The organism is Acidovorax sp., from assembly GCF_047607405.1.
GTDB lineage: Bacteria > Pseudomonadota > Gammaproteobacteria > Burkholderiales > Burkholderiaceae_C > Acidovorax.
The window spans coordinates 1-24,363 of record NZ_JASGDA010000079.1; the positions used below are offsets into that span (position 1 = coordinate 1).

27 protein-coding genes, 2 pseudogenes and 1 riboswitch are annotated in these 24,363 nt (G+C 67.5%); of the genes and pseudogenes, 14 read left to right on the forward strand and 15 right to left on the reverse strand.

Annotated elements, in window-relative coordinates; all coding sequences use genetic code 11:
• Positions 1 to 1,499 (forward strand): annotated as a pseudogene (locus QM569_RS09220) (hypothetical protein); the annotation flags it as partial.
• A 1-nt stretch (position 1,500) separates the two neighbouring features.
• Here QM569_RS09220 and thiE read toward each other — a convergent pair.
• The 4 genes from thiE to QM569_RS09240 all read right to left on the reverse strand — a co-directional run bounded on the left by thiE (position 1,501) and on the right by QM569_RS09240 (position 4,540).
• Positions 1,501 to 2,403, reverse strand: coding sequence for a thiamine phosphate synthase (gene thiE, locus QM569_RS09225; protein WP_414986938.1), 903 nt, complete (start codon positions 2,401 to 2,403; stop codon positions 1,501 to 1,503).
• Positions 2,390 to 3,187, reverse strand: coding sequence for a thiazole synthase (locus QM569_RS09230; RefSeq protein ID WP_414986939.1), 798 nt, complete (start codon positions 3,185 to 3,187; stop codon positions 2,390 to 2,392). The genes thiE and QM569_RS09230 overlap by 14 nt, the downstream gene beginning before the upstream one ends.
• Before the next feature lie 70 nt (positions 3,188 to 3,257).
• Positions 3,258 to 3,455 carry a sulfur carrier protein ThiS gene (gene thiS / locus QM569_RS09235; protein WP_414986940.1) on the reverse strand — a complete coding sequence of 66 codons (198 nt, stop codon included), beginning with the start codon at positions 3,453 to 3,455 and terminating at the stop codon, positions 3,258 to 3,260.
• Positions 3,452 to 4,540 carry an FAD-dependent oxidoreductase gene (locus QM569_RS09240; RefSeq protein WP_414986941.1) on the reverse strand — a complete coding sequence of 363 codons (1,089 nt, stop codon included), beginning with the start codon at positions 4,538 to 4,540 and terminating at the stop codon, positions 3,452 to 3,454. Before QM569_RS09240 ends, thiS begins: the two co-directional genes overlap by 4 nt.
• 72 nt (positions 4,541 to 4,612) lie before the next feature.
• Between QM569_RS09240 and thiD the strand changes: the two genes are divergently transcribed.
• On the forward strand, positions 4,613 to 5,455 hold the full coding sequence (gene thiD / locus QM569_RS09245) for a bifunctional hydroxymethylpyrimidine kinase/phosphomethylpyrimidine kinase (protein WP_414986942.1): 843 nt from the start codon (positions 4,613 to 4,615) through the stop codon (positions 5,453 to 5,455).
• 83 nt (positions 5,456 to 5,538) lie between these two features.
• Here the strand turns inward: thiD and QM569_RS09250 are convergent, their stop codons facing one another.
• The gene (locus tag QM569_RS09250) at positions 5,539 to 5,805 is read right to left on the reverse strand and encodes a helix-turn-helix domain-containing protein (RefSeq protein WP_414986943.1); all 267 of its coding nucleotides are present in this window, start codon (positions 5,803 to 5,805) and stop codon (positions 5,539 to 5,541) included.
• Between the two features lie 227 nt (positions 5,806 to 6,032).
• Here QM569_RS09250 and QM569_RS09255 point away from each other — a divergent pair, with 227 nt between their 5' ends.
• From QM569_RS09255 to QM569_RS09270, 4 genes and pseudogenes are all read left to right on the forward strand, one after another.
• On the forward strand, positions 6,033 to 6,398 hold the full coding sequence (locus tag QM569_RS09255) for a hypothetical protein (protein ID WP_414986944.1): 366 nt from the start codon (positions 6,033 to 6,035) through the stop codon (positions 6,396 to 6,398).
• 266 nt (positions 6,399 to 6,664) lie between these two features.
• Positions 6,665 to 6,730 (forward strand): annotated as a pseudogene (locus tag QM569_RS09260) (DUF1010 domain-containing protein); the annotation flags it as partial.
• A gap of 225 nt (positions 6,731 to 6,955) precedes the next feature.
• Positions 6,956 to 7,183 (forward strand): antitoxin, encoded by a 228-nt coding sequence (locus QM569_RS09265; protein WP_414986945.1) that lies wholly within the window; start codon positions 6,956 to 6,958, stop codon positions 7,181 to 7,183.
• Position 7,184: 1 nt separating this feature from the next.
• Positions 7,185 to 7,580: a type II toxin-antitoxin system VapC family toxin gene (locus QM569_RS09270; RefSeq protein WP_414986946.1), complete on the forward strand. Its 396-nt coding sequence runs from the start codon at positions 7,185 to 7,187 to the stop codon at positions 7,578 to 7,580.
• An 81-nt stretch (positions 7,581 to 7,661) separates the two neighbouring features.
• Here QM569_RS09270 and QM569_RS09275 read toward each other — a convergent pair whose 3' ends face one another.
• From QM569_RS09275 to QM569_RS09320, 10 genes are all read right to left on the reverse strand, one after another.
• Complete coding sequence (locus QM569_RS09275) at positions 7,662 to 8,483, reverse strand: SDR family NAD(P)-dependent oxidoreductase (protein ID WP_414986947.1); 822 nt, start codon at positions 8,481 to 8,483, stop codon at positions 7,662 to 7,664.
• A 125-nt stretch (positions 8,484 to 8,608) separates the two neighbouring features.
• Positions 8,609 to 9,895 carry a purine-cytosine permease family protein gene (locus tag QM569_RS09280; RefSeq protein WP_414986948.1) on the reverse strand — a complete coding sequence of 429 codons (1,287 nt, stop codon included), beginning with the start codon at positions 9,893 to 9,895 and terminating at the stop codon, positions 8,609 to 8,611.
• An 80-nt stretch (positions 9,896 to 9,975) separates the two neighbouring features.
• Positions 9,976 to 10,078, reverse strand: a riboswitch (TPP riboswitch).
• Positions 10,079 to 10,105: 27 nt separating this feature from the next.
• Positions 10,106 to 11,146, reverse strand: a complete 1,041-nt coding sequence (locus QM569_RS09285; RefSeq protein ID WP_414986949.1) for an NAD(P)/FAD-dependent oxidoreductase — start codon at positions 11,144 to 11,146, stop codon at positions 10,106 to 10,108.
• Positions 11,146 to 11,469, reverse strand: a complete 324-nt coding sequence (gene fdxA / locus QM569_RS09290; protein ID WP_414986950.1) for a ferredoxin FdxA — start codon at positions 11,467 to 11,469, stop codon at positions 11,146 to 11,148. The genes QM569_RS09285 and fdxA overlap by 1 nt, the downstream gene beginning before the upstream one ends.
• A gap of 67 nt (positions 11,470 to 11,536) precedes the next feature.
• Positions 11,537 to 12,907, reverse strand: coding sequence for a sulfate adenylyltransferase subunit 1 (locus QM569_RS09295; protein ID WP_414986951.1), 1,371 nt, complete (start codon positions 12,905 to 12,907; stop codon positions 11,537 to 11,539).
• A gap of 125 nt (positions 12,908 to 13,032) precedes the next feature.
• Entirely contained in the window at positions 13,033 to 13,965 is a 933-nt protein-coding gene (gene cysD / locus QM569_RS09300) for a sulfate adenylyltransferase subunit CysD (protein ID WP_414986952.1), read from the reverse strand.
• A 63-nt stretch (positions 13,966 to 14,028) separates the two neighbouring features.
• Positions 14,029 to 14,643, reverse strand: coding sequence for a phosphoadenosine phosphosulfate reductase family protein (locus QM569_RS09305; protein WP_414986953.1), 615 nt, complete (start codon positions 14,641 to 14,643; stop codon positions 14,029 to 14,031).
• The gene (locus QM569_RS09310; protein ID WP_414986964.1) at positions 14,640 to 15,047 is read right to left on the reverse strand and encodes a DUF934 domain-containing protein; all 408 of its coding nucleotides are present in this window, start codon (positions 15,045 to 15,047) and stop codon (positions 14,640 to 14,642) included. The genes QM569_RS09305 and QM569_RS09310 overlap by 4 nt, the downstream gene beginning before the upstream one ends.
• A 5-nt stretch (positions 15,048 to 15,052) precedes the next feature.
• Positions 15,053 to 16,843, reverse strand: a complete 1,791-nt coding sequence (locus QM569_RS09315; protein ID WP_414986954.1) for a nitrite/sulfite reductase — start codon at positions 16,841 to 16,843, stop codon at positions 15,053 to 15,055.
• Between the two features lie 11 nt (positions 16,844 to 16,854).
• Positions 16,855 to 17,658, reverse strand: a complete 804-nt coding sequence (locus QM569_RS09320; protein ID WP_414986955.1) for a sulfite exporter TauE/SafE family protein — start codon at positions 17,656 to 17,658, stop codon at positions 16,855 to 16,857.
• A gap of 140 nt (positions 17,659 to 17,798) precedes the next feature.
• Here QM569_RS09320 and QM569_RS09325 point away from each other — a divergent pair, with 140 nt between their 5' ends.
• From QM569_RS09325 to QM569_RS09360, 8 genes are all read left to right on the forward strand, one after another.
• Positions 17,799 to 18,224, forward strand: coding sequence for a GFA family protein (locus QM569_RS09325; RefSeq protein WP_414986956.1), 426 nt, complete (start codon positions 17,799 to 17,801; stop codon positions 18,222 to 18,224).
• 163 nt (positions 18,225 to 18,387) lie between these two features.
• Positions 18,388 to 18,618 (forward strand): AbrB/MazE/SpoVT family DNA-binding domain-containing protein, encoded by a 231-nt coding sequence (locus QM569_RS09330; protein ID WP_414986957.1) that lies wholly within the window; start codon positions 18,388 to 18,390, stop codon positions 18,616 to 18,618.
• Positions 18,618 to 19,019 (forward strand): PIN domain-containing protein, encoded by a 402-nt coding sequence (locus tag QM569_RS09335; protein WP_414986958.1) that lies wholly within the window; start codon positions 18,618 to 18,620, stop codon positions 19,017 to 19,019. The genes QM569_RS09330 and QM569_RS09335 overlap by 1 nt, the downstream gene beginning before the upstream one ends.
• Before the next feature lie 335 nt (positions 19,020 to 19,354).
• On the forward strand, positions 19,355 to 20,020 hold the full coding sequence (locus tag QM569_RS09340; protein ID WP_414986959.1) for a GntR family transcriptional regulator: 666 nt from the start codon (positions 19,355 to 19,357) through the stop codon (positions 20,018 to 20,020).
• A 2-nt stretch (positions 20,021 to 20,022) separates the two neighbouring features.
• Positions 20,023 to 21,465 carry a malonyl-CoA decarboxylase gene (locus tag QM569_RS09345; RefSeq protein ID WP_414986960.1) on the forward strand — a complete coding sequence of 481 codons (1,443 nt, stop codon included), beginning with the start codon at positions 20,023 to 20,025 and terminating at the stop codon, positions 21,463 to 21,465.
• A gap of 36 nt (positions 21,466 to 21,501) precedes the next feature.
• On the forward strand, positions 21,502 to 22,512 hold the full coding sequence (locus tag QM569_RS09350; RefSeq protein WP_414986961.1) for a Bug family tripartite tricarboxylate transporter substrate binding protein: 1,011 nt from the start codon (positions 21,502 to 21,504) through the stop codon (positions 22,510 to 22,512).
• Between the two features lie 138 nt (positions 22,513 to 22,650).
• Positions 22,651 to 23,454, forward strand: coding sequence for an enoyl-CoA hydratase/isomerase family protein (locus QM569_RS09355; RefSeq protein ID WP_414986962.1), 804 nt, complete (start codon positions 22,651 to 22,653; stop codon positions 23,452 to 23,454).
• A gap of 14 nt (positions 23,455 to 23,468) precedes the next feature.
• Positions 23,469 to 24,363: AMP-binding protein (locus QM569_RS09360; RefSeq protein WP_414986963.1), on the forward strand; the 895-nt coding region annotated here is incomplete at its 3' end.

Here is a 24,363-nt window from a genome sequence, read left to right on the forward strand (position 1 = left end):
CCCGTGCGCCCGCGTCGTCTGCCCGCGCTGCGACCCGCGCGGCGGGCAAGGTGGCGCCTGCCGCGCCAGCGCAGCCCGCGCGGCGGGAGCGTCTGGTGGTCGAGCCCATCGATTTGCTGACGGACCACCCCGCAGCCCTGCGGACATCGCCCGAGCTGGCGCAGGTTCCGTCCAGCGAACCCACGGCCCAGCGCGCGCAGGCTGCGGCGCTGTGGAAGGCGCTCAATGCCCAGCCAGAGGACATGCCCAGCCAGCAGGACGCCGACCGTCTCCAGGCGCTGGAGGCCGGCATGGCGGCGCTGCGGGCGCAATCCGGCCGCGACCGTGCCGAGGCCGCGCGGGTGCGGCAGGAGCTGGAGCGGGCGCTGGACGAACGCTTTCCCGCCACGGTGGTGTACGCGCTCGGCGGCCTGCTGCTGCTGGCGCTGCTGCTCGTGGCCTGGGCCTGGTTCAAATTGCGCGATGTCTCGGACAAGGCCGTGCGCGCCTGGCGCGATTCCGTGGCCATGATGGACGGGGCGGCGGCCCAGCAGGCCGTAGAACTGGGCCTGGCGCCCCACCCGAACGACACCTGGATGCCATCGGGCTCGCTGCACGCGCCCGAGGACGACGCTCCGACCCTGCCCCCTGACGCGGGCCCGCAGACACCCAGGTTCGCGGACACCGCGCTGGTGGCCGATGCCGCGGCCAAAGCGCCCGCCCAGGCGGCGCCAGCGCCCAAGCCGGATGTCCACATCGCCAGCCCCGAAGAGCTTTTCGATATCCAGCAGCAGGCCGAATTCTTCATCTCGGTGGGCCAGCACCAGCAGGCCGTCGAGGCGCTCAAGTGGCACATCGCGGAGCGCGGCGACGTGTCGCCGGTGGCTTACCTGGAACTGCTGCGGCTCTACCACACGCTCGGGCGCGGGGATGATTTCACACAGCTGCGCCAGCAGTTCATGCAGTCCTTCAATGCGCAGGTGCCCGAGTTCGCGGACTTCCCCCGCGCGGGCCACATGCTCGACCACTACACCGAGGCGCTGGCCGAGATCGAGGCCCAATGGTCTTCACCGTCGGTGCTGGAGCTGCTGGAGGGGATGCTGTTCCGCCGCCCTGGCGCCCAGCCCAGGGAGCGGTTCGACATGGCAGCCTACGACGAGCTGCTGCTGCTGCTGGCGATTGCGCAGACCACGCCCGCCAGCGCCCGGGGCGCGCCGCCGCCGCGCAAGCGCACCACGCCCCAGGCAGCGCCGAGCCTGCCCAGCGGCGACGACAGCGGCAGCACGCGCGCAGCGCCGTTCGACCTGGATCTGGACTTGGACCTGGATTTGGATTTGGATTTGGATTTGGACCTCTCCGACCCACCCCACATCACCCTGAGCGACCTGCCCCCGGCGCCAGCCACACCGCCGTCATCGACGGGCCGTCCCGTGGGATTCGGCAGCGACAACGACCTGATGGAACTGCGGCTGGAGCTGGAGCAGATGGAGCAGAAGAAGCCGGACTGGAAGAAGTCCTGATTCAGCCTCCGCCCATGCGGCGCATCAACTGCGCCGCCGCTTCTTCAGGATCGGGTGCGGCGACGATGGCCCGCACCACGGCGATCGAGCCCACGCCCGTCGCCAGCACCTGCGCGAACTGCTCCGCGCCAATGCCGCCAATCGCCACCTGCGGGTAGTGGCGCAGCAGGCGCGCATACGCGCCCAGGCGGCCCAGGCCCTGCGGGGCGGTCGCCATCTTCTTGAGCGTGGTCGGGAAGACTGCGCCCATCGCTATGTAGCTCGGGCCTACCGCGTCGGCGCGCACCATCTCGGCATAGCCGTGGGTGCTGACGCCCAGGCGCACGCCGGAAGTTCGCAGGGCCTGCAAATCGGCGGCGCTGAGTGCGTCCAGGTCTTCCTGGCCCAGGTGTACGCCGTAGGCGCCAGCGCCAATCGCCGTCCGCCAGTGGTCGTTGATGAACAGCAGCGCGCCCGTGCCCTGCACGGCCTGCACGGCGGCGCGCACTTCGCGCTCCACCGCCGCTGCGTCGTCGGACTTGAAGCGCAGTTGCACCGTGGGCACCCCGGCGCGGGCCATGCGGCCCACCCAGGCGGCGTCGGGCAGCACGGCGTACAGGCCCAGGCGCTGCGGGCAGGGCGCGAAGGCGTGTACACGCGGCAGGGCCTGCAGGCCGAAGTCCTGCGGCTCGCATGGCCACGCCTCTGGCTGGAACGTGCCGGTGCGCGCCGTTTGCGCCTGCCAGGCGCGGGCCAGGCACTGCGCGTCGTGTGCGATGAAGCCCAGGGCGCTGCACGCCTGCAGCGCGGCCAGGTAGGCGGGCTTATCGCTTTCCGGCGCGGGCATGGGCTCGGGCGCGAAGCCTGCGAAGGTGGCGGCGTGGTGCGCCAATATGGCTTGCGCCTCGGGGCTATTGCTTTGCATCGTGGTGCCAGAAAGGTGTGCCCAGCACGGGCGTGCTGGGCTGGGCGGCGTCATGCTGCGCCATGGCCCCGGCCTGGTAGGCGGCGCGGCCCGCGCCCACGGCGTCGGCAAACGCGCCCGCCATCGCCACGGGGTCTTGCGACAGGGCGACGGCCGTGTTCAGCAGCACGCCGTCGAAGCCCCATTCCATCACCTGGCAGGCGTGCGAGGGCAGGCCCAGCCCGGCGTCCACCAGCAGCGGCACCGACAGCCGCTCGCGCAGCGTTTGCAGCGCATAGGGGTTCATGGGGCCGCGCCCCGTGCCGATGGGCGCGGCCCAGGGCATGACGGCCTGGCAGCCCACATCGACGAGGCGCTGGCACAGCACCAGGTCGTCCGTGGTGTAGGGCAGCACCTGAAAGCCGTCCTGGATGAGCAGCGATGCGGCCTCGACCAGGTTGAGCGTGTCGGGCTGCAAGGTGTAGTCGTCGCCGATGACTTCGAGCTTGATCCACGGCGTGCCGAACACCTCGCGCGCCATCTGCGCCGTGGTCACGGCCTCTTGCACGCTGTGGCAGCCGGCGGTGTTGGGCAGCACGGGCACGCCCAGGCGCTTGAGCAAGTCCCAGAAGCTGTCGCCCGCGTGGGTGGCGTTGATGCCCTGGCGGCGCAGCGACGCCGTGACCATCGCGGGCCGGGCGCGCTGCACGGCCGCTTCGAGCACGGTGGGCGAGGGGTAGCGGGCGGTGCCCAGCAGCAGGCGGCTGGCGAAGGTGTGGCCGTAGAGGGTCAGCGGGTTGTTCATGGCGTTCTATGGTTTTGATAGCTGCTCGCGCTTGTCCAGCAAGCGCTGGAGGCCGATTTGGCTTGAAATTTCAACCGCCCGTCACCGGCGAGATCACCTCGACGCGGTCGCCTTCGTGCAGCGCGTGCGCGGCGTACTGCGTGTTGGGCACGAAGCGGGTGTTCACGGCCACGGCGAAGGGCGGGCGGGCGGTGATGGCGGCGAGCGCGTCCTGCACGGTGGCGGCGTCGGGCAGCTCGGCGGCTTGCTGGTTGATGGTGACGTTCATGGCAAAGACAGGTCGAACTGGTTGGCAAGGGGCGATTGTCCCTGCTCCAGCAGCTCCAGCGCCACGTCGTGCAGCGCGGGGGCGATCATGAAGCCGTGGCGGTACAGGCCGTTGATCTGCAGCACGCCGGGGCGGGGCTGGCGGATGGCGGGCAGGTTGTCGGGCAGGGTGGGGCGGCAGTGGGTGTTCATCTCCAGGATGCGGCCCTCGGCAAAGCCGCTGTGGACGGTGTAGATGGCCGACAGCAGCTCCAGCGCCGAGCGCACGCTCATGGGCGAGCGGTCGTCGGATTCGATCTCCGTCGCGCCGACGACGAACAGGTGGTCCTGCTTGGGGGCGACGTAGATCGAATAGCGCGGATGCACCAGGCGCGTGGGGCGCGATAGCGTGACCTCGGGCGCGTGGATGCGCAGCACCTCGCCGCGCACGCCGCGCAGTTGGTTCCATTGGGGGCGCGCGCCCAGGCCCCGGCAGTCCAGCAGCCAGTCGGGCTGGCCTGCTGCGCCGGGTTGGAAATCATCCAGATCGCGCGGGCTGTGCCAATGGACGTGTACGCCCAGTTGATCCATGGCTTGGGCCAACGCGGCAAAGAGTTGCCGGTTGTCCAGTTGCCCCTCGCCGGGCAGCAGCAGGCCCTGGCTGAAGCGCTGCGCCAATGCGGGCTCGGCCTGCGCGATGCCCTGGGCATCGAGCGGCTGCAGATGCGGCAGCGTGGGCAAACGGCTTTGCGTGTGCTCCAGCAGGCCGCGCAGGCGGGCCGCCTCGGGCGCATCCTGGCGGTGCCACACGATCAGCGTGCCATTGCGCTGAAAGAACACCGGCGCGGGCAGCGGCGCCAGCAGCGCGGGCCAGCGGCCCAGCGCGTGCTGGCCCATGCGCACCACGCTGGGCTCCGTCACCGCCGATTCGGCCAGCGGCGCGAGCATGGCAGCGGCCACGCGCGCGGCAGAGCCTTCGCCCTCGGGCCCGCCCGCCTCGAAAACCTGTACGCGGTGGCCCTGGCGCGCCAGGCTGACGGCCAGCAGGCGGCCCAGCAGGCCCGCGCCCAGGATGGTGATCGAAGAATTGGCAGACAGTGTGCGCATGAGAAGACCGTGAGAAAAGCCGGGCGAAATTACAGCACGCGGCCCATCCACTTACCGCCGATAATTTTTGCCATGACGCAAGAAACCCCCACACCCACCCGGCGCTACGCCCGCGTGCTCTCCATTGCCGGGTCCGACAGCGGCGGCGGCGCGGGCATCCAGGCCGACCTGAAGACCTTCGCCGCGCTGGGCTGCTACGGCATGACGGCCATCACCGCGCTCACCGCGCAGAACACGCTGGGCGTGCGCGGCATCCACGGCGTGCCGCCCGGGTTTCTGGCGACACAGATCGACGCCGTGGTCGAGGACATCGGCGTGGATGCCGTGAAGATCGGCATGCTGCACTCGCCCGACGTGGTGCGCGTGGTAGCCGACGCCATCCGCCGCCACGGCCTGCCCCACGTGGTGCTCGACCCCGTGATGGTCGCCACCAGCGGCGACCGCCTGATCGTGCCCGAGACCGTGGCGGTATTGGTGCGCGAACTGTTCCCGTTGGCCGAGGTCATCACGCCCAACCTGGACGAAGCGGCCCTGCTGCTCGGTCGCCCCATCCAGGGTGCCGACGCGCTCGCCGAAGCCGCCCAGGCCCTGTGCGGCTTGGGCGCCAAAGCCGCGCTGCTCAAGGGCGGGCATCTGCAGGGCGACGAGGTGGTGGACGTGCTGGCCCTGCCCGGCGGCATATGCCATCGCCTGGCCTCGCCGCGCATCGCCACGCACAACGGGCACGGCACGGGCTGCACGCTGTCGTCGGCCATCGCGGCGCAACTGGCGCTGGGCCTGCCGCTGGTGCAGGCGGTACAGGCGGCGCGGGCCTACATCCTGGGCGCCATTGCGGCAGGGGCCGACGTGCGCACGGGGCGCGGGCACGGGCCGCTGAACCATGGCTACGCGCCGGTGGTGCAGCGGGTGTTTTAAGGGTCAAGTCAGGCGCTAACGTTTCTGGGTAAGCGCTGGCAGCTATCAAAATAGATGATCCAAACCATCACTTGCGCGGTGCGTTAGCAATCGCTTGACGAGGGTGGTTTGAGTAGAGTCCACGCCTCTACGTCCAGCGCCTGCGCGAAGCGCTCGATGTTGGACAGCGACACATTCCAGCGCGAGCGCTCGACAGAGGACACGTACGTCCTGTCCAACTCGCATTCAAGCGCCAGCCGCTCTTGTGACCAGCCTTTGTCTACCCGCTTGAGCCGTACCCAGTAAGCGAGCACGTCTCGCAGGTTGCCTGGGTCGGGCAACTGGGATGGGGGTTGGGGCTTGGCAGACACCGCGCCAGCTTGCAGTTCTGATACATTTACATCTACGGTGTTTGCTTCACATATGAATCTTGTTGGCGCTCATTCCAGCCACGGCTTCTCTACTCCTTTCATCCCGGGAGGAGTGTGGGGTAACCGCGTTTTTTCAACCAGAAGGAGTTTTGCTGTCCACGAGCGCTCGAGCTTAGACAGCATCAGATCGGTAGCATGTAGCGATCTAATTCTAGTTAGGAGCCGTTATGCAAGATGATGTACAAGCCCAGCAGGTAATCGCGAGGTTGGTTATCCGCGCGGCAAACCAAATCGCCGAAGGAAAATCAAAATCCGAGGTGATATCCGAGCTGAAAAAAGAAGGATGCCCGACAGACCTTGCTCAAATCATCACCTTGAAAGGAGAGGAAATAAAGAAAGATGAATTCCGGAAGGGCGGTAGGAATGCAATGCTGCTGGGGGCTGGCCTTGCTGGGTTGGGTGTTGCCATCACCGCAGGCACATATTCTTTAGCCGCCTCAAGTGGAGGCGGAAGTTATTTTATTACCTACGGTCTAATAATTGTCGGCGCTTGGATATTTATCAAAGGCTTGTGGCGTTCAATGGCAGGTTAATCGTGGCACTTTTTGCACACCTCGCAATTTTTGCTTTTGTCATCTATGGTGTTATCGCGGCTATAGATAAGGCGCGAAAAAACAAGGAGTCGATTATTGTTTCACTAGCTGTCGGCGTAATCATTCTTATATTTCTTGCTGGGCCATGGGGTTTTCTTACAGCAGGCGCTTCTGCGGCAATTGCCTATGCGCTCCGGCATTCAATCTAGTGCCTAATTTTAATTATTTCATGGATTGCACCTATTTTTAATGCCTAACCCCTTTTATCATTCAATCCTAACTCCGCGCTCAAACCGACCTGCCTACGGCGGGCGGCTTACCTGGGCCGTTAGTTCATTTTCATTTGGCATATTCGGGCCCATGTAATATCCAGCTCCATTCACCTTCACAAGCCGTTTTTCGCTGGGTGTTGGGCTTCGTGCAGGGCTTCGCCAGTTTGCAGTATTTTTGGCCTACAGCGCTTGCTGGATAAGCGCAAGCAGCTATGAAAACAGGAGTTTTCGCAGGGCCATGGAATGTATTTACTTTGATGTAAATACATCATGAAAGGAGCCGCAATGGAAGCCAGAATCTTTCAATCCGGCAACAGCCAGGCGGTCAGGATTCCCCGGGAATACCGTTTCGACACCGACGTGGTGGAGATCTTCAAGCGCGGCGACGAGCTGATCCTGAAACCCCGCCCGCGCAACCTGGGCCGGGCTTTCGCGCTGCTCGCCAGCCTGCCCGATGACTTCATGGCGCAGGGTCGGCAGGACGATGCGCCGCAGGAGCGGGAAGGCTGGTGAGATGTTCCTGCTCGACACCAACATCTGCATCTACATCGTCAAACGCAAGCCGCCCACGGTGATGCAGCGCTTTGAATCGCTGGCGCTGGGCGATGCCGCTATGTCGCTGGTGACGCATGGCGAACTGGAGTTCGGTGCCCGCAAAAACCAGCAAGCTGCGCAGGCGCTGGGCATCCTGCAAGAGCTGACGCACTACATCCCTATCCTGCCCATGGCCCCCGAGGTCGCCGGGCACCACGCGGACATACGCCACGCCTTGGCACGGCAGGGCACGCCCATTGGCAACAATGACCTGTGGATCGCCGCCCACGCACGGGCGCTGGATGCCACGCTGGTGAGCAACAACCTGCGCGAGTTCGAACGCGTGGCGGGGCTGAGGCTGGAGAACTGGGTGTGAAGCCCACGTCTTGAAAAAATACAGAGAAATTGGCCTCTGGCGCTTATCCAGAAAGCGCTAGCAGCTATCAAAACTGATGAATCAGCCCCCGCGCCGCGCCGCGAACCCTGCCACGTAGCGCGTCACCCACCGGGGCGTGACCTGCGCCCAGGCCGCCGTGATCTGGTTGGGCAGGCCCGGCACGGCCACCACCTGCCCGGCCATCAGCGCGCGGTAGCCCAGGGCGGCCACGTCGCGCGGGGTGGACAGCAGTTGCTTGGGCATGCCGCGCACGGCGGCGGAGCCCGCCTGGATCTCGCCGATCATCGGCGTCTCGGTAAAGCCGGGGCACAGCGCGGTGACCTTGACGCCGGTGCCGCGCAACTCCTCCGACAGCGCCTCGGTCAGCGACAGCACGTAGGCCTTGCTGGCCGCGTACGCCGCCATCGTCGGCACGGGCTGGAAGGCCGAGAGCGAGGACACGTTGAGGATGCGCCCCGCGCCGCGCTCCACCATGCCGGGCAGCAGGCGGCTGATGAGTTCGGTCGATGCGCGCACGTTCAGGTCGATCAGGCCGGTGATCTTGGCCGTGTCGGCGTCGGCAAACGGCCCCACGTCGATCACGCCCGCGTTGTTGACCAGGATGGCGACGGGCTCGCCGCCCGCCTGCGCGGCCTTGAGCACCGCTGCCGGGCCGCCGGGCTTGGCCAGGTCCTGGGCGACGATCTGCACGTCGGCCTGGTGGTCTTTCTTCAGCTCCGCCGCCAGCGCGGCCAGCGCCTCGCGGCGGCGCGCCACCAGCGTCAGGCGGTGGCCGTGGCGGGCGAATTCGCGCGCCAGCTCGGCGCCGATGCCCGCCGATGCGCCGGTGATGAGCACGCGGCCCGTGTTCTTGTCGTCCTTGCTTTTTGCCCGTGTCGCCATGGGTTGTCTCCTGTGTTGGGGTGGTGGTGTGAAGGCCGCCCATTCTTTCGCAGTTGCCACGTCGCGCACAGGTGCGTTCGGGACGGCGGGCGGGCGCCCGTGTCCCGAAGTCACCGTTCAGCGATTCATTTGGCAGCGCCGCGCGGCCGCGTCAGGAAGGCCAGCGCGAAGCACGCCGCCAGCGTCGGCAGCGACGAGCCCGCATCCGGCAGCACGCGCGGCAGCAAGTGGTAGCAGGCGATGCCGCCGATCCAGATCGCCACCGGCGCCGCGTGTACGCTGCCCGCGCCGCGCAGCAGCGCCTGCGTGGGCGCGCCGAAGGCCAGCCGCCCCAGGATCACGCCGAACAGCGGCACGAACACCGAACTGAGCAGCAGCAGGAACGGCTCCAGGCTGTGCATGGGCAGCACCAGCGCCAGAGCCGTGCAGGCGGCGGCCATGGCCAGGCCCCAGCGGCGCACGCTCCAGCGCGGCAGCAGGCTGTGCGCCGAGACGGAGCCCGAATACGCGTCGCCATAGGCGTTGTCCACTTCGTCGATGAGGATGAGCGACAGCGCGATCAGCCCGCCCTGGGCCAGCAGCAGGGCCTGCACCAGGTCCTGGCTGGGCAGCACCAGCGCCACCAGCACGCCCAGCGCGTAGCACCACATGTTGGCGATGGCATAGCCCAGCCAGGTGCCGCGCAAGGCGCCTGCGCCGCTCTTGCCGTGGCGCGCATAGTCGGCCACCAGCGGCAGCCACGAGATGGGCATGGCGATGACCAGGTCCAGCGCGGGCATCACGCCCATGCCGCCTTCGCCCTGGCGCGCCCACAGCGCCGCGAAGCCCTGCGCCTGCGCCATCGACAGGAACTGCCACGACAGCCACAGCAGCGACAGCACCACCAGCGGCAGTGCCACGCGGGCAATGATGCGGCGCACGAGCTGCACCATGGAGCCGCTGATGAGCAGCATCACCACGCCGCCCCACAGCAGCGTGGCCAGCACGGACCAATGCGCGCCGCTGGCGATGCCGCCCGACTGCTGGGCGATGGCGACGGTGGCGTCGCGCATCACCACCAGCTCGAAGGCGCCCCAACCCAGGAGCTGGACGATGTTCAGGACGACGGGCAGGCTGGCGAAGCCCCGGCCATACACGGCGTGCATCAGCCCCGCGCTGGCCAGGCCGCTGTCAGCCCCCAGCTTGGCGACCCAGCCCAGCAGCCCCGCGCCGAGGACGGAGCCGAGGACGATGGCGATGAGCGCTTCTTGCGTGCCCAGCGCGGGCATCAGGTACGCGCCCACCTGCATGACCAAGAGGCCCACGCCCAGACTGAACCACAGCGAGGCGTGGTCGTGCCAGCCGAAGACGCGGCGGTCGGGCGACAGCGGCGTGAGCGCGTCGTTGGTGGTGGAGGAGGAAGGTGTTGACATGGCGGCTCCGTGCGTTGGTGACAGCAGAGCAGGGCGCGCGCCGCGTTGGCGAGGCCCGGCGGCACAGTGGCCGGGCTGGCGGATGGCTGGCGTTGCTTCCCTGCGCGAGGATGATCTCAATCAGGTTCAAAGGGACTCTCTCAGCCTCTTTCCGTGAAGAAAGAGGCACCCCTAGCGGACGCGGGATTCTACAGCGGCTGTGGATGTTGTTTACGACGAATGCGCCACGCCCAGGCGGGCCTGCAATTGCGCGCTGCTGGTGGTGTATTGCAGCGGCACCTTGCCGCCAGCCAGGTATTCGGCGGCGGCGAAGGCCGCCAGCGTGGCCTCGTGGAAGCCGCAGACGATGAGCTTGCGCTTGCCCGGGTAGGTGTTCACGTCGCCCACGGCATAGACGCCGGGCAGGCGGGTGGCGAAGTGGGCGGTGTCCACCACGAGCTGTTTTTTCTCCAGTGCCAGGCCCCAGTCGGCAATGGGGCCCAGGCGCGGCGAGAGGCCGAGGAAGGCTTGCAGCTGGTCGAGCGGCAGGGTTTGCGCCTGCCCTTCGGCGTCGAGCAGGGTCAGGGTCTGCAGCGTGTCGCCTTGCGCCTGCGCGCCGGTGATCTGCGCGGCCATGACTGCGACGCGGCCTGCTGCGCGCAGGGCGGCCAGGCGCTCCAGCAGCGCGGGCGGGGCCTGGAAGGCGTCGCGGCGGTGCAGCAGCGTGACGTGGGCCGCATCGCCCGCCTCGGCCAGGGCCACGGCGCGGGCCACGGCAGGCTCGTCGCCGCCATGCACCACCACGCGCAGCCCCGCCACGGGCAGGGATGCGGGCGGGTGGTAGTGGATTTGCGTGCCGGTGAACGCCTCGATGCCCTCGGCCTTGACCGTGCGCGGCACGAAGGCGCCCACGCCTGCGGCGATGAACACGGTGCGTGCCAGCAGTTGCGTGGTGGCGGTGCCGACGAGGTAGCGGCCATCGGCCTGGGGCGCGAAGGTTTGCACCAGCTCGCCCAGGTGCTGCGGCGCGGCGAAGGGCGTGATCTGCCGCGCAAGCAGCGCGATCAACTCGCTGCCGGTGCAGACGGGCACGCCGGGAATGTCGTAGATGGGCTTGTCGCCGTACAGCTCCACGCACTGGCCGCCCAGGTGGGGCAGGGCATCGATGAGGTGGGCGCGTATGCCCTGCAGCCCGAGCTGGAACACCTGGAACAGGCCCACGGGGCCTGCGCCGATGACGACCGCGTCAGTCGGCTCGGGCGTGGTAGCCATTATTTTTCTATCAAACCGACCTTGTTGGGCTTGCCGTTCCACTCGTCGGCGTCGGGCAGGGCGGCCTTGCGCTTGGTGATGCTCTTGAACTGGGACGACAGCTCGGCGTTGATCTTGATGAATGCGATCTGGTCTGCGGGCAGGTCTTCCTCGGCAAAGATCGCGTTGGCGGGGCACTCCGGGATGCACACGGCGCAGTCAATGCACTCGTCGGGGTCGATGACGAGGAAGTTGGGGCCTTCGCGGAAGCAGTCCACGGGGCAAACATCCACGCAATCGGTGTATTTGCACTTGATGCAGTTTTCGGAAACGACGTGAGTCATGACAGCAATGCTTGTGGTGTTGTATTGGGGCGAACCCGGTATTTTAGGCCGCGCGGCCCCGGGGGCGTTACCGAACCAGCACCGCGCCTGCGGTCTTGTGGCTGGCAGTGTCCACCAGGATCAGCGAACCCAGCACGCGGGCGCGCTCGAAAGGCGCGGCGGGGATGGGCTCCTGCAGCAGCAGCTCCACGTGGCCGATGGCGTTGGGCTCCAGTTGCGCGGCGTCTTCCTCGGCCAGGGTGTGGATGTTCAGGCGGTGTACCACGCGGCGCACCTTGGCCTTGGCCCAGCGGTGGCCGTGCAGCGCCCAGTACACGCGGCCCGCCACCAGCGGCTCGTCGTCCATCCAGGCGACGGTGGTGGACAGCTCGCGCACGCCGGGCCAGGGGGACTGCGGCGCGGGGGTGTCGAAGTCGTCCTCGGCGGCGGTGACTACCTGCGGCGCGGCCACGATCCAGTCGCCGCGGGACACGTCCACCTCGCGGTCGAGCGTGATGCCGGCCGACAGGTTGGCGCTCACGCTGCCGGGCACGCGGGCGTGGTTGATGACCTGGGCGATCACGGCCTGCTGGCCGCTGGGCTGGATCTGCACCGCATCGCCCACGCGGGCCGTGCCTGCGGCCACGCGGCCCCAGAAGACGCGGCGGCCCTGGGAGGTGTCGGCAGAGGACGAGAACTTCTCGACCCACTGCACGGGGAAGGCCAGCGGCAACGCCACGTCTGCAGGCGTGTTGGGCAGCTTTTCCAGCACCTGCAGCAGGCTGGGGCCGGTGTAGCCCGCCCAGCCGCTCGGGCTGCTTTCCACCACGTTCCAGCCCTTGAGGGCAGAGACGGGGATGGTCGCCTCGACGGTGATGCCCGCAGCCTGCGCGAAGGCGGCGAGCTGCTGGCGGATGTGGGTGAAGGCGAGGGCCGGGTCTTGCACCGCGTCGAGCTTGTTCACCGCGAACACCAGCGAATGCACGCGCAGCAGGTGTACCAGCAGGCTGTGGCGGCGCGTCTGCGGCAGCAGGTCGAGCTGGGGGTTCTTCCAGTCGAGCTTGGTGGCGTCCACCAGCACCACGGCCGCGTCGGCCTGCGAGGCGGCGGTGACCATGTTGCGCGTGTACTGCTCGTGGCCGGGCGCGTCGCCGATGATGAACTTGCGCGCCTCGGTGGCGAAGTAGCGGTAGGCCACGTCGATGGTGATGCCCTGCTCGCGCTCGGCGGAGAGGCCGTCGGTGAGCAGCGCCAGATCCGTCTCGCCGGACTTGGTGATGCCCGCCAGGTGGTCTTGCAGCACCGCCTTGCTGTCCACCAGCAGGCGGCCGATCAGCGTGCTCTTGCCGTCATCGACACTGCCGCAGGTGATGAAGCGCAGCGCGGCATCATGGTCGGAATGGGCTGTCGCGCCCGTCTGGTGTGCGCTGGCAGCTATTGAATTAATAGTGGTCGTCATCTTCTGTCTTTCTCCCTCTCCCTTTGGGAGAGGGCAGGGGGGAGGGCTGTCTTTTCGGCACCGCTGGCCCTCACCCCCCCCCTCTCCCAGAGGGAGAGGGAGTGAAGCAGGCCGCAGGGGCTTGGTCAGAAATACCCGTCCTTCTTGCGCTTTTCCATCGAGGCTTCGCTGGTCTTGTCGTCCATGCGCGTGGCGCCGCGCTCGCTCACCTCGGCCGACAGGGTTTCGAGCACGATGTCGGCGGCGGTGGCAGCAATGCTTTCCACCGGGCAGGTGCAGGTGATGTCGCCCACGGTGCGAAAGCGCACGGTGCGGGTCTCCACCGTTTCGCCGTCCTTCGGGGGCGTGAGCGGCGTCACGGGCACCAGCAGGCCCTTGCGCTCCACCACTTCGCGCGGGTGCGCGTAGTACAGGCTGGGCAGGGCGATGGCCTCGCGGTCGATGTACTGCCACACGTCCAGCTCCGTCCAGTTGCTGATCGGGAACACGCGAAAGTGCTCGCCGGGCGCCAGGCGCGTGTTGAACAGCGTCCACAGTTCGGGCCGCTGCGCCTTGGGCTGCCATTGGCCGAAGCTGTCGCGGTGGGAAAAGATGCGCTCCTTGGCGCGGGCCTTTTCCTCGTCGCGGCGCGCGCCGCCGATGAGGGCGTCGAAGCGGAATTCCTCGATGGCTTCGAGCAGCGTGACCGACTGGTGGACGTTGCGCGACTCGCCCGGGTGGGCCAGGCGCACGGTGCCGCGCGCCATGCTGTCCTCGACGCTGCGCACGATCAGCTCGGCGCCCAGCTCCTTGGCGCGGAAGTCGCGGAAGTCCGTCACCTCGGGGAAGTTGTGGCCGGTGTCGATCATCAACAGCGGGTAGGGGATGCGGCCCGCGCCGAAGGCCTTCTCGGCGCAGCGCAGCATGACCAGCGAATCCTTGCCGCCGGAGAACAGCAGCGCGGGGCGCTCGAAGGCGGCTGCCACCTCGCGCAGGATGAAGATGGTCTCCTCCTCCAGCGCGTCGAGGTGCTGGTTGCTCAGGTGGGAGAGCACGGAGGTGTCAACGCGGGCATTCATTGGGTTTTTCATTCAAATCGGGCTGTAGCGCTTATGGGACAATCGCTGGCAGCTATCATTTTTCTAGTGGGCTAAGTGCAGACCGCATTCGCGCTGCTCCTCGCCCTTGGTCGGGTCCACGTAGTCGAAGTTGTTGGGCAGGCCGTGCTTTTCGCAGTATTCGTACAAGTCCTTGGACGACCAGTGCAGCAGCGGCGCGACCTTGACGAGGCCGTCGGGGTTGATGCTCACGGGCTCCATCTGCGCGCGCACGGCGCTGTCGGTGGCGCGCAGGGCGGTGAACCAGACCTTGGGCGCGGTCTCGCGCAGGGCGCGGGCGAAGGGCTCCAGCTTGACCTCCTCGGTGAACGCGGCGTGGCGCGGGTCGTCGAGCGCGGGCGTGGGGCCTTCGACGGCCTCGCGGTGGGCGCGCGAGCGCAGGGGCAGGTAGATGCGCAGGTTCAGCTTCAAGAGCTTGGTCACCTCGTCGGCGTAGCGGTAGGTGGCCTCGGTGTTGTAGCCGTTGTCCATCCAGACCACGGGCACGTCGGGCGCTGCCCGCGTGACCAGGTGCAGGATCACGGCCTCGTACGGGCGGAAGTTGGTGGTGACGATGCTGGGCTGGTTCAGGCCCAGCGCCCACTTCACCAGGCCGGGCGCGTCGCGGCCCAGGTCGGCGTTGATCTGGTCGAGGTTCATGCCGCCTCCCGCGCGCCGTCACGTGCAAAGAGCGGGCGCGGCTGGAGCGCGTCGCCCTGGTAGAAGGCGCGAAAGCGCGCGAACTGGCGCTCGGCGGTTTCCAGGCTCTGGCCCTCGGCCAGCACGGCGCTGGTGAAGCCGCTGCGCTCCATCTGCACGAGCTGGTCCACCAGCACGTCGCCGGTGGCGCGGAGGTCGCCCGCAAAGCCGTAGCGGCGGCGCAGCAGCACGGCCTGGCTGAAGGCGCGGCCATCGGTGAACTTGGGGAAGTCCAGTTCGATGCGCTCCACGCCCTGCAAGGCGCCGCTGGCGGCGATCTCGGGCAGTTCGGCGTCGTTGGCGATCTTCAAGACTTTTTCGGCCTCCGCGCTTGCTGGGATTGCACTGGCAGCTATTATTTTCATAGTGGTCATTCCGTGACGGCTTCTTCGGCCTGCTTGGGGTGGCGGGCGGCGTTGGCGGCGGCCTTGAAGGGGTCGTGGCCCACGCGGCGCAGCGTGTCGATGAAGAACTCGCCGCTGTTGCGCTGCGCGCGATAGACGTTCAGCACGGCCTCGATCACGTCGGGCACTTCGGCGGCGGAGAACGAGGGGCCGACCACCTTGCCGGGGATGGCGGGGCCGGAGACCTGCGTGCCGTCCGCGCCGCCCAGCGTGACCTGGTACCACTCCTTGCCGTCCTTGTCCACGCCCAGGATGCCGATGTGGCCGCTGTGGTGGTGGCCGCAGCTGTTGATGCAGCCGCTCATGTGCAGGTCGATGGGGCCGAGGTCGAACACCTCGTCCAGGTCCTGGTAGCGCTCGGTGATGGCGGCGGCGATGGGCAGGCTGCGCGCGTTGGCCAGCGCGCAGTAGTCGCCGCCGGGGCAGGCGATCATGTCGGTCAGCAGGCCGATGTTGGGCTGCGCCAGGCCGAGCTTGCGCGCGGCCTCGTACAGCGCGGGCAGGTCGGACTCGAACACCCAGGGCAGCACCACGTTCTGCTCGTGCGTCAGGCGCGCCTCGCCCGCGCTGAACTGCTCGGCCAACTGGGCCAGCGCGTCGATGGTGTCGGCATCGGCATCGCCGGGCGCGAAGCCCACGCGCTTGAACGACAGCGTGACGGCGCGCATGCCCGGCAGCTTGTGGCCGCGCACGTTCTGTTGCAGCCAGCGCTGGTAGAGCTGGCCCTGCGTGTTGACGCTGGAGGGCAGGTTGGCGGGGCGCAGTTCAGGCACCGCGAAGTGCGCGGACACGCGGTCCAGCTCGGCCTGGGTGATGGTGTGCGGCGCGCCGTCCTGCTCCACGATGGCCTTGTACTCGGCCTCCACCGCGTCGATGTACTTCTGGCCCTCGGCCTTCACCAGAATCTTGATGCGGGCCTTGTACTTGTTGTCGCGTCGGCCATAGACGTTATAGACGCGGATCACGGCCTCGATGTAGTTGAGCATCTGGTGCCAGGGCAAAAACTCGCGCACCACGGTGCCGATGACGGGCGTGCGCCCCATGCCGCCGCCCACCTTGACGGTAAAGCCCAGCTCGCCCGCGTCGTTCTTGACCATTTGCAGGCCGATGTCGTACCAGCCGGTGGCGGCGCGGTCCTCCGCCGAGCCGTTGAGCGACATCTTGAACTTGCGCGGCAGGAAGGCGAACTCGGGGTGCAGCGTGCTCCACTGGCGCAGGATCTCGGCGAAGGGCCGCGCGTCGGCGATGCTGTCCTCGGCGATGCCTTCATACGCCTCGCAGTTGATGTTGCGCATGGCATTGCCGCTGGTCTGGATGCCGTGCATGCCCACACTGGCCAGCAGGTCCATCACGTCGGCGGCCCGGGTGATGGGGATCCAGTTGAACTGCACGTTGGTGCGCGTGGTGAAGTGGCCGTAGCCGTATTGGAGCGGCGCCGCGGCCAGCGTCAGGCCCGGCTGGGCGGCCTGCAGCGCGTCCTGCGTGGCCTGGGCGTGGGCCAGCAGCCCGGGCTCGGGCTTGTCGTACTCGCGCGCGATGTGCGCCAGCATGCGCAGCTGGGTGCTGCTGATCTCGCCATAGGGCACGGCGATGCGGGCCATGGGCGCGTAGCGCTGGATGTACCAGCCGTTTTGCAGGCGCAGGGGCAAAAGCTGCTCGTCGGTCAACTCGCCGCGCTGCCAGCGCTCCAACTGGTCGCGGAACTGCTGGGCGCGCAGCGTGACGAATTCTTTGTCGAAATCGGTGTATTGGTACATGGTGGGGCGTTTTAAATCAGGATCAGTTTCATGCCTGCCCAGGCCAGCAGCACGGACAGCGCGGAGCGGATCAGCCGCTCGGGCGTGCGGGTCACCAGGCGCGAGCCCAGCCAGATGCCGGGCAGCGAGCCCGCCAGCAACTGCGCCAGCAGCGGCCAGTCCACCGAGCCCAGCGTGGCATGGCCCAGCCCGGCCAGCAGGGTCAGCGGCACGGCGTAGGCGATGTCGGCGCCGATGATGCGCGGCAGCGGCAGCAGCGGATAGACCAGCAGCAGCACGGTGACGCCGATGGCGCCCGCGCCCACGGACGTGAACGTGACCAGCGTGCCGATGACGGCGCCCAGCAGCACGGGCAGGCTCCAGTGGCGCGGGCGCGTGGCGTCGTGAAGGCTGGCGGCGCGCCGGGCCTGGTCGGCGGCCTGGCGCTGGCGCGAAAAGGCCATCACCTTGTAGAGCGTGGCGGCGGCGGTCAGCAGCAGGGCAAAGCCCAGCGTGGTCGTCATGATGCGCTGCACCTGGTCGCTGGCCGGGCCGAGGGTGTTCAAAACCCACAGCGACAGCAGCGCCGCCGGAATGCTGCCCGCGCACAACTGCCCCACCACGCGCCAGGGCACCAGGCGCTGGCGCGCCAGGCTGACGGTGCCGCCCAGCTTGGTGAAGGCGGCGAACAGCAGATCGGTGCCGATGGCCAAATGGGGCTTGACGCCAAAGAAAAAGATCAGCACCGGCGTCATCAGCGAACCGCCGCCCACGCCCGTCAGGCCCACGATGAGGCCCACGGCAAAGCCAGCGAAGATGAACGCGAATTCGTGCATGGCCGCGACTGTAGGCGTGGTTCTTATGGATTCAAACTATTGTTTTGCCTTGCCAATATATGCTTATAGGAATAAGCAAGGATTGGCGCGGGTTGCAGGTGCGTTGACCTGTGGCGCTTTCGCCTTCACGATGGCCCTCCATGACCACCCCATCCGCCCAAGGCCGCTGCTACTGCGGCGCTGTGTCCGTCACCGTTTCCGCCACGCTGGGCAAGCTGTCCCACTGCCACTGCGGGCAGTGCAGGCGCTTGAGCGGCGCGGCCTTCACCACCTGGCTGACCGCGCCGCGGGACGCGATGGCGCTGTCGGGAGCGGAGCACCTGACGGCGTTCAAGCCCACCGAGCGGCTGGAGCGCTTTTTTTGCAAGGTGTGCGGCGCGCACGTCTTCACGGTGGATGAGCGCCTGCCCACACGCTACGGCTTTCCGGCAGGACTGTTCGAGGGCGTGGCGATGGAGGAGCCGAAGGATCACTACTTCGTGAGCGACAAGGCGGCCTGGTTCAGCCTGCCGCCGGGGGCGCGGTGCTTTGGCGGGGTGAGCGGGATGGAGCCGATGGGGGCCTGAGCTGTAGGAGCACCCGCGCCCGCGACCTGTTTTGCCCAAACCCATGTCCGACCCACTGGATGTCAATGGCATTGACCTGCCGGACGACGTGGCCGCTTGACCGGTGCTGCGGCAGGATATACATTGACTTTTGTGTATATCCTTTTGCCTGTCGGAGTCTGCCATGAAAGTCGCCAAATGGGGTAACAGCCTTGCCGTGCGCCTGCCCGCGCCCGTGGTCGCTGCGCTGGAGCTGAAAGAGGGCGACGAGATTGATCTGCATGTGGAGGGCAATGGCGCTCTTGGCGTCGCTCGCAAGCCCAGCCTAGAAGAATTGGCCGCACGGGTGCGCAAGATGCGCGGATTGAGGCCCCAGGACTTCAAGTTCGACCGTGAAGAAGCAAATGCGCGCTGATGCCCGCTGATATTTTCTTCGACAGCAACACCTTGTTGTATCTGGTGTCGTCGGACACGCGCAGGGCTGACCGCGCCGATGCGTTGCTGAAAAAGGGCGGTTTCATCAGCGTGCAGGTTTTGAACGAAATCAGCCACGTCATGCTGCGCAAGTTCAAGGCGAGCTGGCAGGATGTGGATGACTTGCTGGCACTGGTACGTGCGAATTGCAAGGTCATGCCGTTGACCGAGGCCACCTACCAACAAGGCCGCCATCTGGCCGAACGCTATAAGGTGCAGGTGTACGACGCGATGATTCTCGCCGCTGCCCTGCAGGCAGGCGCAAAAACGCTTTTCAGCGAAGACATGCACGACGGCCTGTTGGTGGAAGGCCGGCTGAAAGTGCGCAATCCGTTTCACTAAGAGCGTGTTCAAAGCCTTTTCATGGTGCCTTGCCCGAAGGGTTGCCTCGCTTTGGGCCGGCCTGCGGCGTTGCAAATGCTCGCCGGGCCACCAGCATTCTTGAAGGCCGCGCTCGCGCAGGCAGAAGGTGCCTGACCCCTCGCCGGTGTCTCATTTGCGCCGCAGGACCGGGGTTTTGGGCGCCCATTGCAATCTCCGCTGGCTTTTCCCGCGCCAATCCACATAATTATCAAAAATTATGCAAATGGGCGCTGAAACTGCTCGTTTGCGGTTCGGTTAAAGGACGATAGGCCCCAATTGCCGCTCCGAACGGGCGGCAAAACCCACTTCCAGCCATGCGTACACTGCCCAATTCCCTGCACGACGAAGCCGCCGCCCGGCTGCGCGAGCAGATTTTTTCGGGCGCGCTGCCGCCGGGCGGGTTTCTGGACGAGGTGGCGCTGTGCGAGCGCCTGGCCATCTCGCGCACGCCGCTGCGCGAGGCGCTCAAGGTGCTGGTGGCCGAGGGCCTGCTGCGCCACGAGCCGCGCCGGGGCTGCTTCGTGGCCGAGGTGACGGAGCGCGACCTGGACGAGATCTTCCCCGTGATCGCGCTGCTGGAAGGCCGCGCCGCGCACGAGGCCACGCACAAGGCGGGCGCTGCCGACATCGCCGCACTGGAATCGCTGCACCAGCGCCTGCGCGACTGTGCCGAGGGCGGGCACGTCACCGCGTACTACGAGGCCAACTACGCCATCCACGAAGCCTTCATCACCCTCGCGGGCAACCGCTGGCTGGCGCAGGTGATTGGCGACCTGCGCAAGATATTGCGCCTGTCGCGCCTTCAGTCGCTGCAGGCGCCGGGCCGCATGCAGCAAAGCCTGGCCGAGCACCTGGCTGTGTTCGCGGCGCTCAAGGCCCGCGACAGCGACGCCGCCGAGGAAGCCATGCGCACCCACGTGCTGCGCCAGCGCGAGGCGCTGCGCGAAGTGGCCCTGAACCACCAATCGAAGCTGGGATGAACATGAACGCCACCCCTGAATGGATCGTGCGCAGCGTCTCGCGCCTGCGCGCCCCGGCGCCGCCTTCGGACAACAAGTCTTCGCCCAAGGCGAGCGATGTGCCGCGCTCCACGCACGAGCGGTTGCAGGCCACGCTGCGGCGCGGCAACGAGGCGCTGTCGCCCCGCGCGCTGCGCCGCGTGCTGGCCGATTTGCAGGAAGTCGTGGCCCCGCAGGTCAGCGAGATCGAGGGCGGTCGCCGCGCCCAGGTGGTGGCCGACTGGTACGCCCAGGCCGAGCCCGAGGAGCGCCGCGACATGTGGCTCTTGATGTGCGAGCAGTTCGCGCCCGACGCCACGCGCTTCAAGTCTGCTCGCCAGCGCTACGAGGCCGCCGCGGGCACGGCCGAGGAGGCCCAGGCCGAGGTCAGCCTGCGCCGCGCCCTGGTGTCGCCGCGCACGCGGCTGCTGCAGCGCTTTGCCGTGTTCCCGCAGGGCATGCGTTTTTTGGTGGACCTGCGCGCCGAGCTGCTGCCGCAGCTCAAGGCCGACAAGCGCCTGCTGGCGCTCGATGCCGAGCTGGAGCATTTGTTCTCTACCTGGTTCGACGTGGCCTTCTTGCAGCTCAGGCGCCTGTCGTGGGACTCGCCCGCCTCGCTGCTTGAAAAACTCATCAAGTACGAGGCCGTACACGACATCAAGAGCTGGGCCGACCTGAAGAACCGGCTGGACAGCGACCGCCGCTGCTACGGCTTCTTCCACCCGCGCCTGCCGGACGAGCCGCTGATCTTTGTCGAGGTGGCGCTGCTGGACAAGATGTCCGCCAGCATCACCCCGCTGCTGGACGAGGCCGCCGCGCCGGTGGACATCACGCGCGCCACCACGGCCATCTTCTATTCCATCAGCAACACGCAGACGGGCCTGCGCGGCGTGAGCTTTGGCGACTCGCTCATCAAGCACGTGGTGGAGACGCTGGCCGCCGAGTTCCCGCGCCTGCGCACCTATGCCACGCTGTCGCCCATCCCCGGCCTGCGCGCCTGGCTGGGCAAGCACGCCGGGGCCATGCTGGAGCGCCTGGACGACAAGCGCCGCGCCGAGCTGGGCCGCGCCGTGGGCACCGAGCCGCCGCAGGCGGCGCACCTGCTGGCCGCGCTGGACAAGCCGCTGGAGCTGGCGCCCAAGTCACCCCTGCGCCAGATGCTGATGGAATGCGCCGCATACTATCTGGCGCGCGAACTGCCCGAGGGCAAGCCCGCCGACCCCGTGGCGCGCTTTCACCTGGGCAACGGCGCGCGGGTGGAGCGGCTCAACTGGGCGGCCGACCCTTCGCCCAAGGGGCTGAAACAATCGTATGGCCTGATGGTGAACTACCTGTACGACCCCAAGCGCATCGACAAGCACCGCAGCCTGCTCGCGCAGGGCAAGGTGCCCGTGTCGGGCGACATCGACGGGCTGATACGCGACTGATTTTTTTCACAACGACGACGACAAGGAGACAAGCACATGAAGGACAACCACCACCACACGACCGTCGCCCGGCGCGACCTGCTGCTGGGCGCCGCTGCGGCGGGCCTGGGTCTTGCCACGCACGGCGCCGCCTGGGCGCAGGCCTCGGCCTGGCCATCCAAGCCCGTCAACCTGGTCGTGCCCTTTCCGGCGGGCGGCGGCACCGACGCTTTTGCGCGCCCGCTGGCCGCGCAGTTCTCCAAGGACACGGGCAAGACGCTGGTGATCGACAACCGTGGCGGCGCGGGCGGCACCGTGGGCGCCAGCTTCGCGGCCAAGGCGGCGCCGGACGGCTACACGCTGTTCATGGGCGGCGCGCACCACGTCATCGCGCCCTCGGTCTATCCCAAGCTCGACTACGACATCGAGAAGGACTTCGTGCCCCTGGCCCTGCTCGCCAGCGTTCCCCAGGTCGTGGTGGTGAACCCGCGCAACATCCAGGCCAAGAACTTCAAGGAGTTCCTGGCCCTGCTCAAGGCCAATCCGGCCAAGTTCAACTACGGCTCGGCCGGTTCGGGCAGCTCGCACCACCTGGCGGGCGAGCTGTTCAAGATGCAGACCGGCACCTTCATCACCCACATTCCCTACCGCGGCGCGGGCCCCGCGCTGCAGGACCTGGTGGGCGGGCAGGTGGACATGATGTTCGACGGCCTGGGATCGTCCGCCGCGCACATCAAGGGCGGGCGCATCAGGGCGCTGATGGTGGCGGGCGCCAAGCGCAACCCGGCCTTCCCCGACGTGCCCTGCGCCGCCGAAATGGGCCTGCCTGACTACAACGTCAGCACCTGGTACGGCCTGTGGGCGCCCAAGGGCACGCCTGCCGACGTGGCGGCACGCATTGCCGAGGAGTTCCGCAAGCTCGGCGCCAGCGACGAGATCAAGGCCGTCTGGGCGGGCAACGGCGCCGAGTTCGGCACGTTGAGCCCGCAGGACTTCGGCAAGATGATCAGCAGCGAAGTCAAGCGCTGGGCGGGCGTGGTCAAAGCCTCTGGCGCGAAAATTGAGTAACCCCCTGAGGCGCTGCGCGCCTTCCCCCAAGGGGGACGCCACCAGTGGCCCGGCAAAGCCGGTTCCACGGTGGCACTGGCCTTGCGCCGCGCCAGTTTTGCAGTGTGAAGGCGGTTCGCAACGTGATGAATGGAATCTATGCCGGGTGAAGTGAGAGTGGCTGCCGATGAGGCAGGCATCGTGCGCGTCACGCTGCGCCACGACGGGCGGCTCAACGCCATGTCGCGCAGCATGTGGCGCGCGCTGCGCTCTGTTTTCGAGAGCATCCAGCGCAATGCGGACGCGCGCTGCGTGCTCATCGAGGGCGATGGCGGGGCCTTTTGCGCCGGGGGCGACATCTCCGAGTACCCGGCCTTCCGCTTCGACGCCGCCGCGCTGCGCGACTTCCACGAGAACGACGTGTGGGGCGGCCTTGCCGCCATGCTGGCCTGCGACGTGCCCATCGTCGCCCACATCGCGGGTGCGTGCATGGGCGCAGGCGTGGAGATCGCCAGTTGCTGCGACGTGCGCATTGCCGCCGCGTCGGCCCGCTTCGGCGCGCCCATCGCCCGCCTGGGCTTTCCGATGGCGCCGCGCGAGGCGCAACTGGTGGCGGGCGCCGTGGGCGAGGTCACCGCGCGCCAGATGCTGCTGGAGGCCGCCACCTTCGGCGCGCCCGACATGCTGGCGCGCGGCTTCCTCAGCCGCGTCGTGCCTGATGGCGAAGCCGCTGCAGAAGCCCTGGCCAGCGCCCGCCGCATCGCCGCCCTGGCGCCGCAGGCCGCGCGCCTGAACAAGCAGACGTTTCGAGCATTAAAACAAGCTCCAGAGCTTGCTGGACAAGCGCAAGCAGCTATAGAAAACATAGTAAACGGCCCCGCCGACCCCTATGCCTACGCCCTGAGTAGAGAGCACCGCGAGGGCATCACCGCCTTTCTTGAAAAACGCCAACCCGTGTTCTGAAGCACGCCTACGCCATGAGCAATCTTTTCAGCGCCCTGCGCGCCGCCTTCCCCGCCGACCTGTCCGCCATCGCCGTCGAAACCACGGCGGCGGACGGCACCCCGCTGCTCTACACCTGGAGCGACCTGGACCGGGCCAGCGCCCGCATCGCCAACCTGCTCGCGTCACTGCAACTGCCCGAGGGCAGCCGCGTCGCCGTGCAGGTCGAGAAGTCGGTCGAGGCCATGCTGTTGTACCTGGCCACGCTGCGCGCGGGCTACGTCTTCCTGCCGCTCAACACCGCGTACCAGAGCGCCGAGATCGAATACTTCATCGCCAACGCCGAGCCCGCCGTGGTCGTCTGCACGCCCGGCAACTTCGGCTGGGTGTCCAAAATAGCCTTCACCCAGGGCACGCAGCACGTCTTCACGCTGGGCGACGACCGCACCGGCAGCCTGCTGGAGCGCGCCGCGCACCATGGCGACGAGCACACGCCCGTGGCGCGCAAGCCCGATGACCTGGCCGCCATCCTCTACACCAGCGGCACCACGGGCCGCAGCAAGGGGGCGATGCTGACGCACGGCAACCTGCTGTCCAACGCGCAGGTGCTCAAGGACTACTGGGGTTGGACGGCTACCGGAGGGCCTGATGGCCGGGGCGACGTGCTCATCCACGCGCTGCCCATCTTCCACGTACACGGCCTGTTCGTGGCCATCCACGGCGCGCTCATCAATGGCAGCAAGATGATCTGGTTCGCCAAGTTCGACCCCAAGGCCGTCATCGCCGCCATGCCGCGCGCAACAGTCTTCATGGGCGTGCCCACGCTCTACGTGCGCATGCTGGCCGAGCCCGCGCTCACCAAAGCCGCCGCGAGCCACATGCGCCTGTTCATCGCCGGATCGGCGCCGCTGCTCATCGAGACCTTCAAGG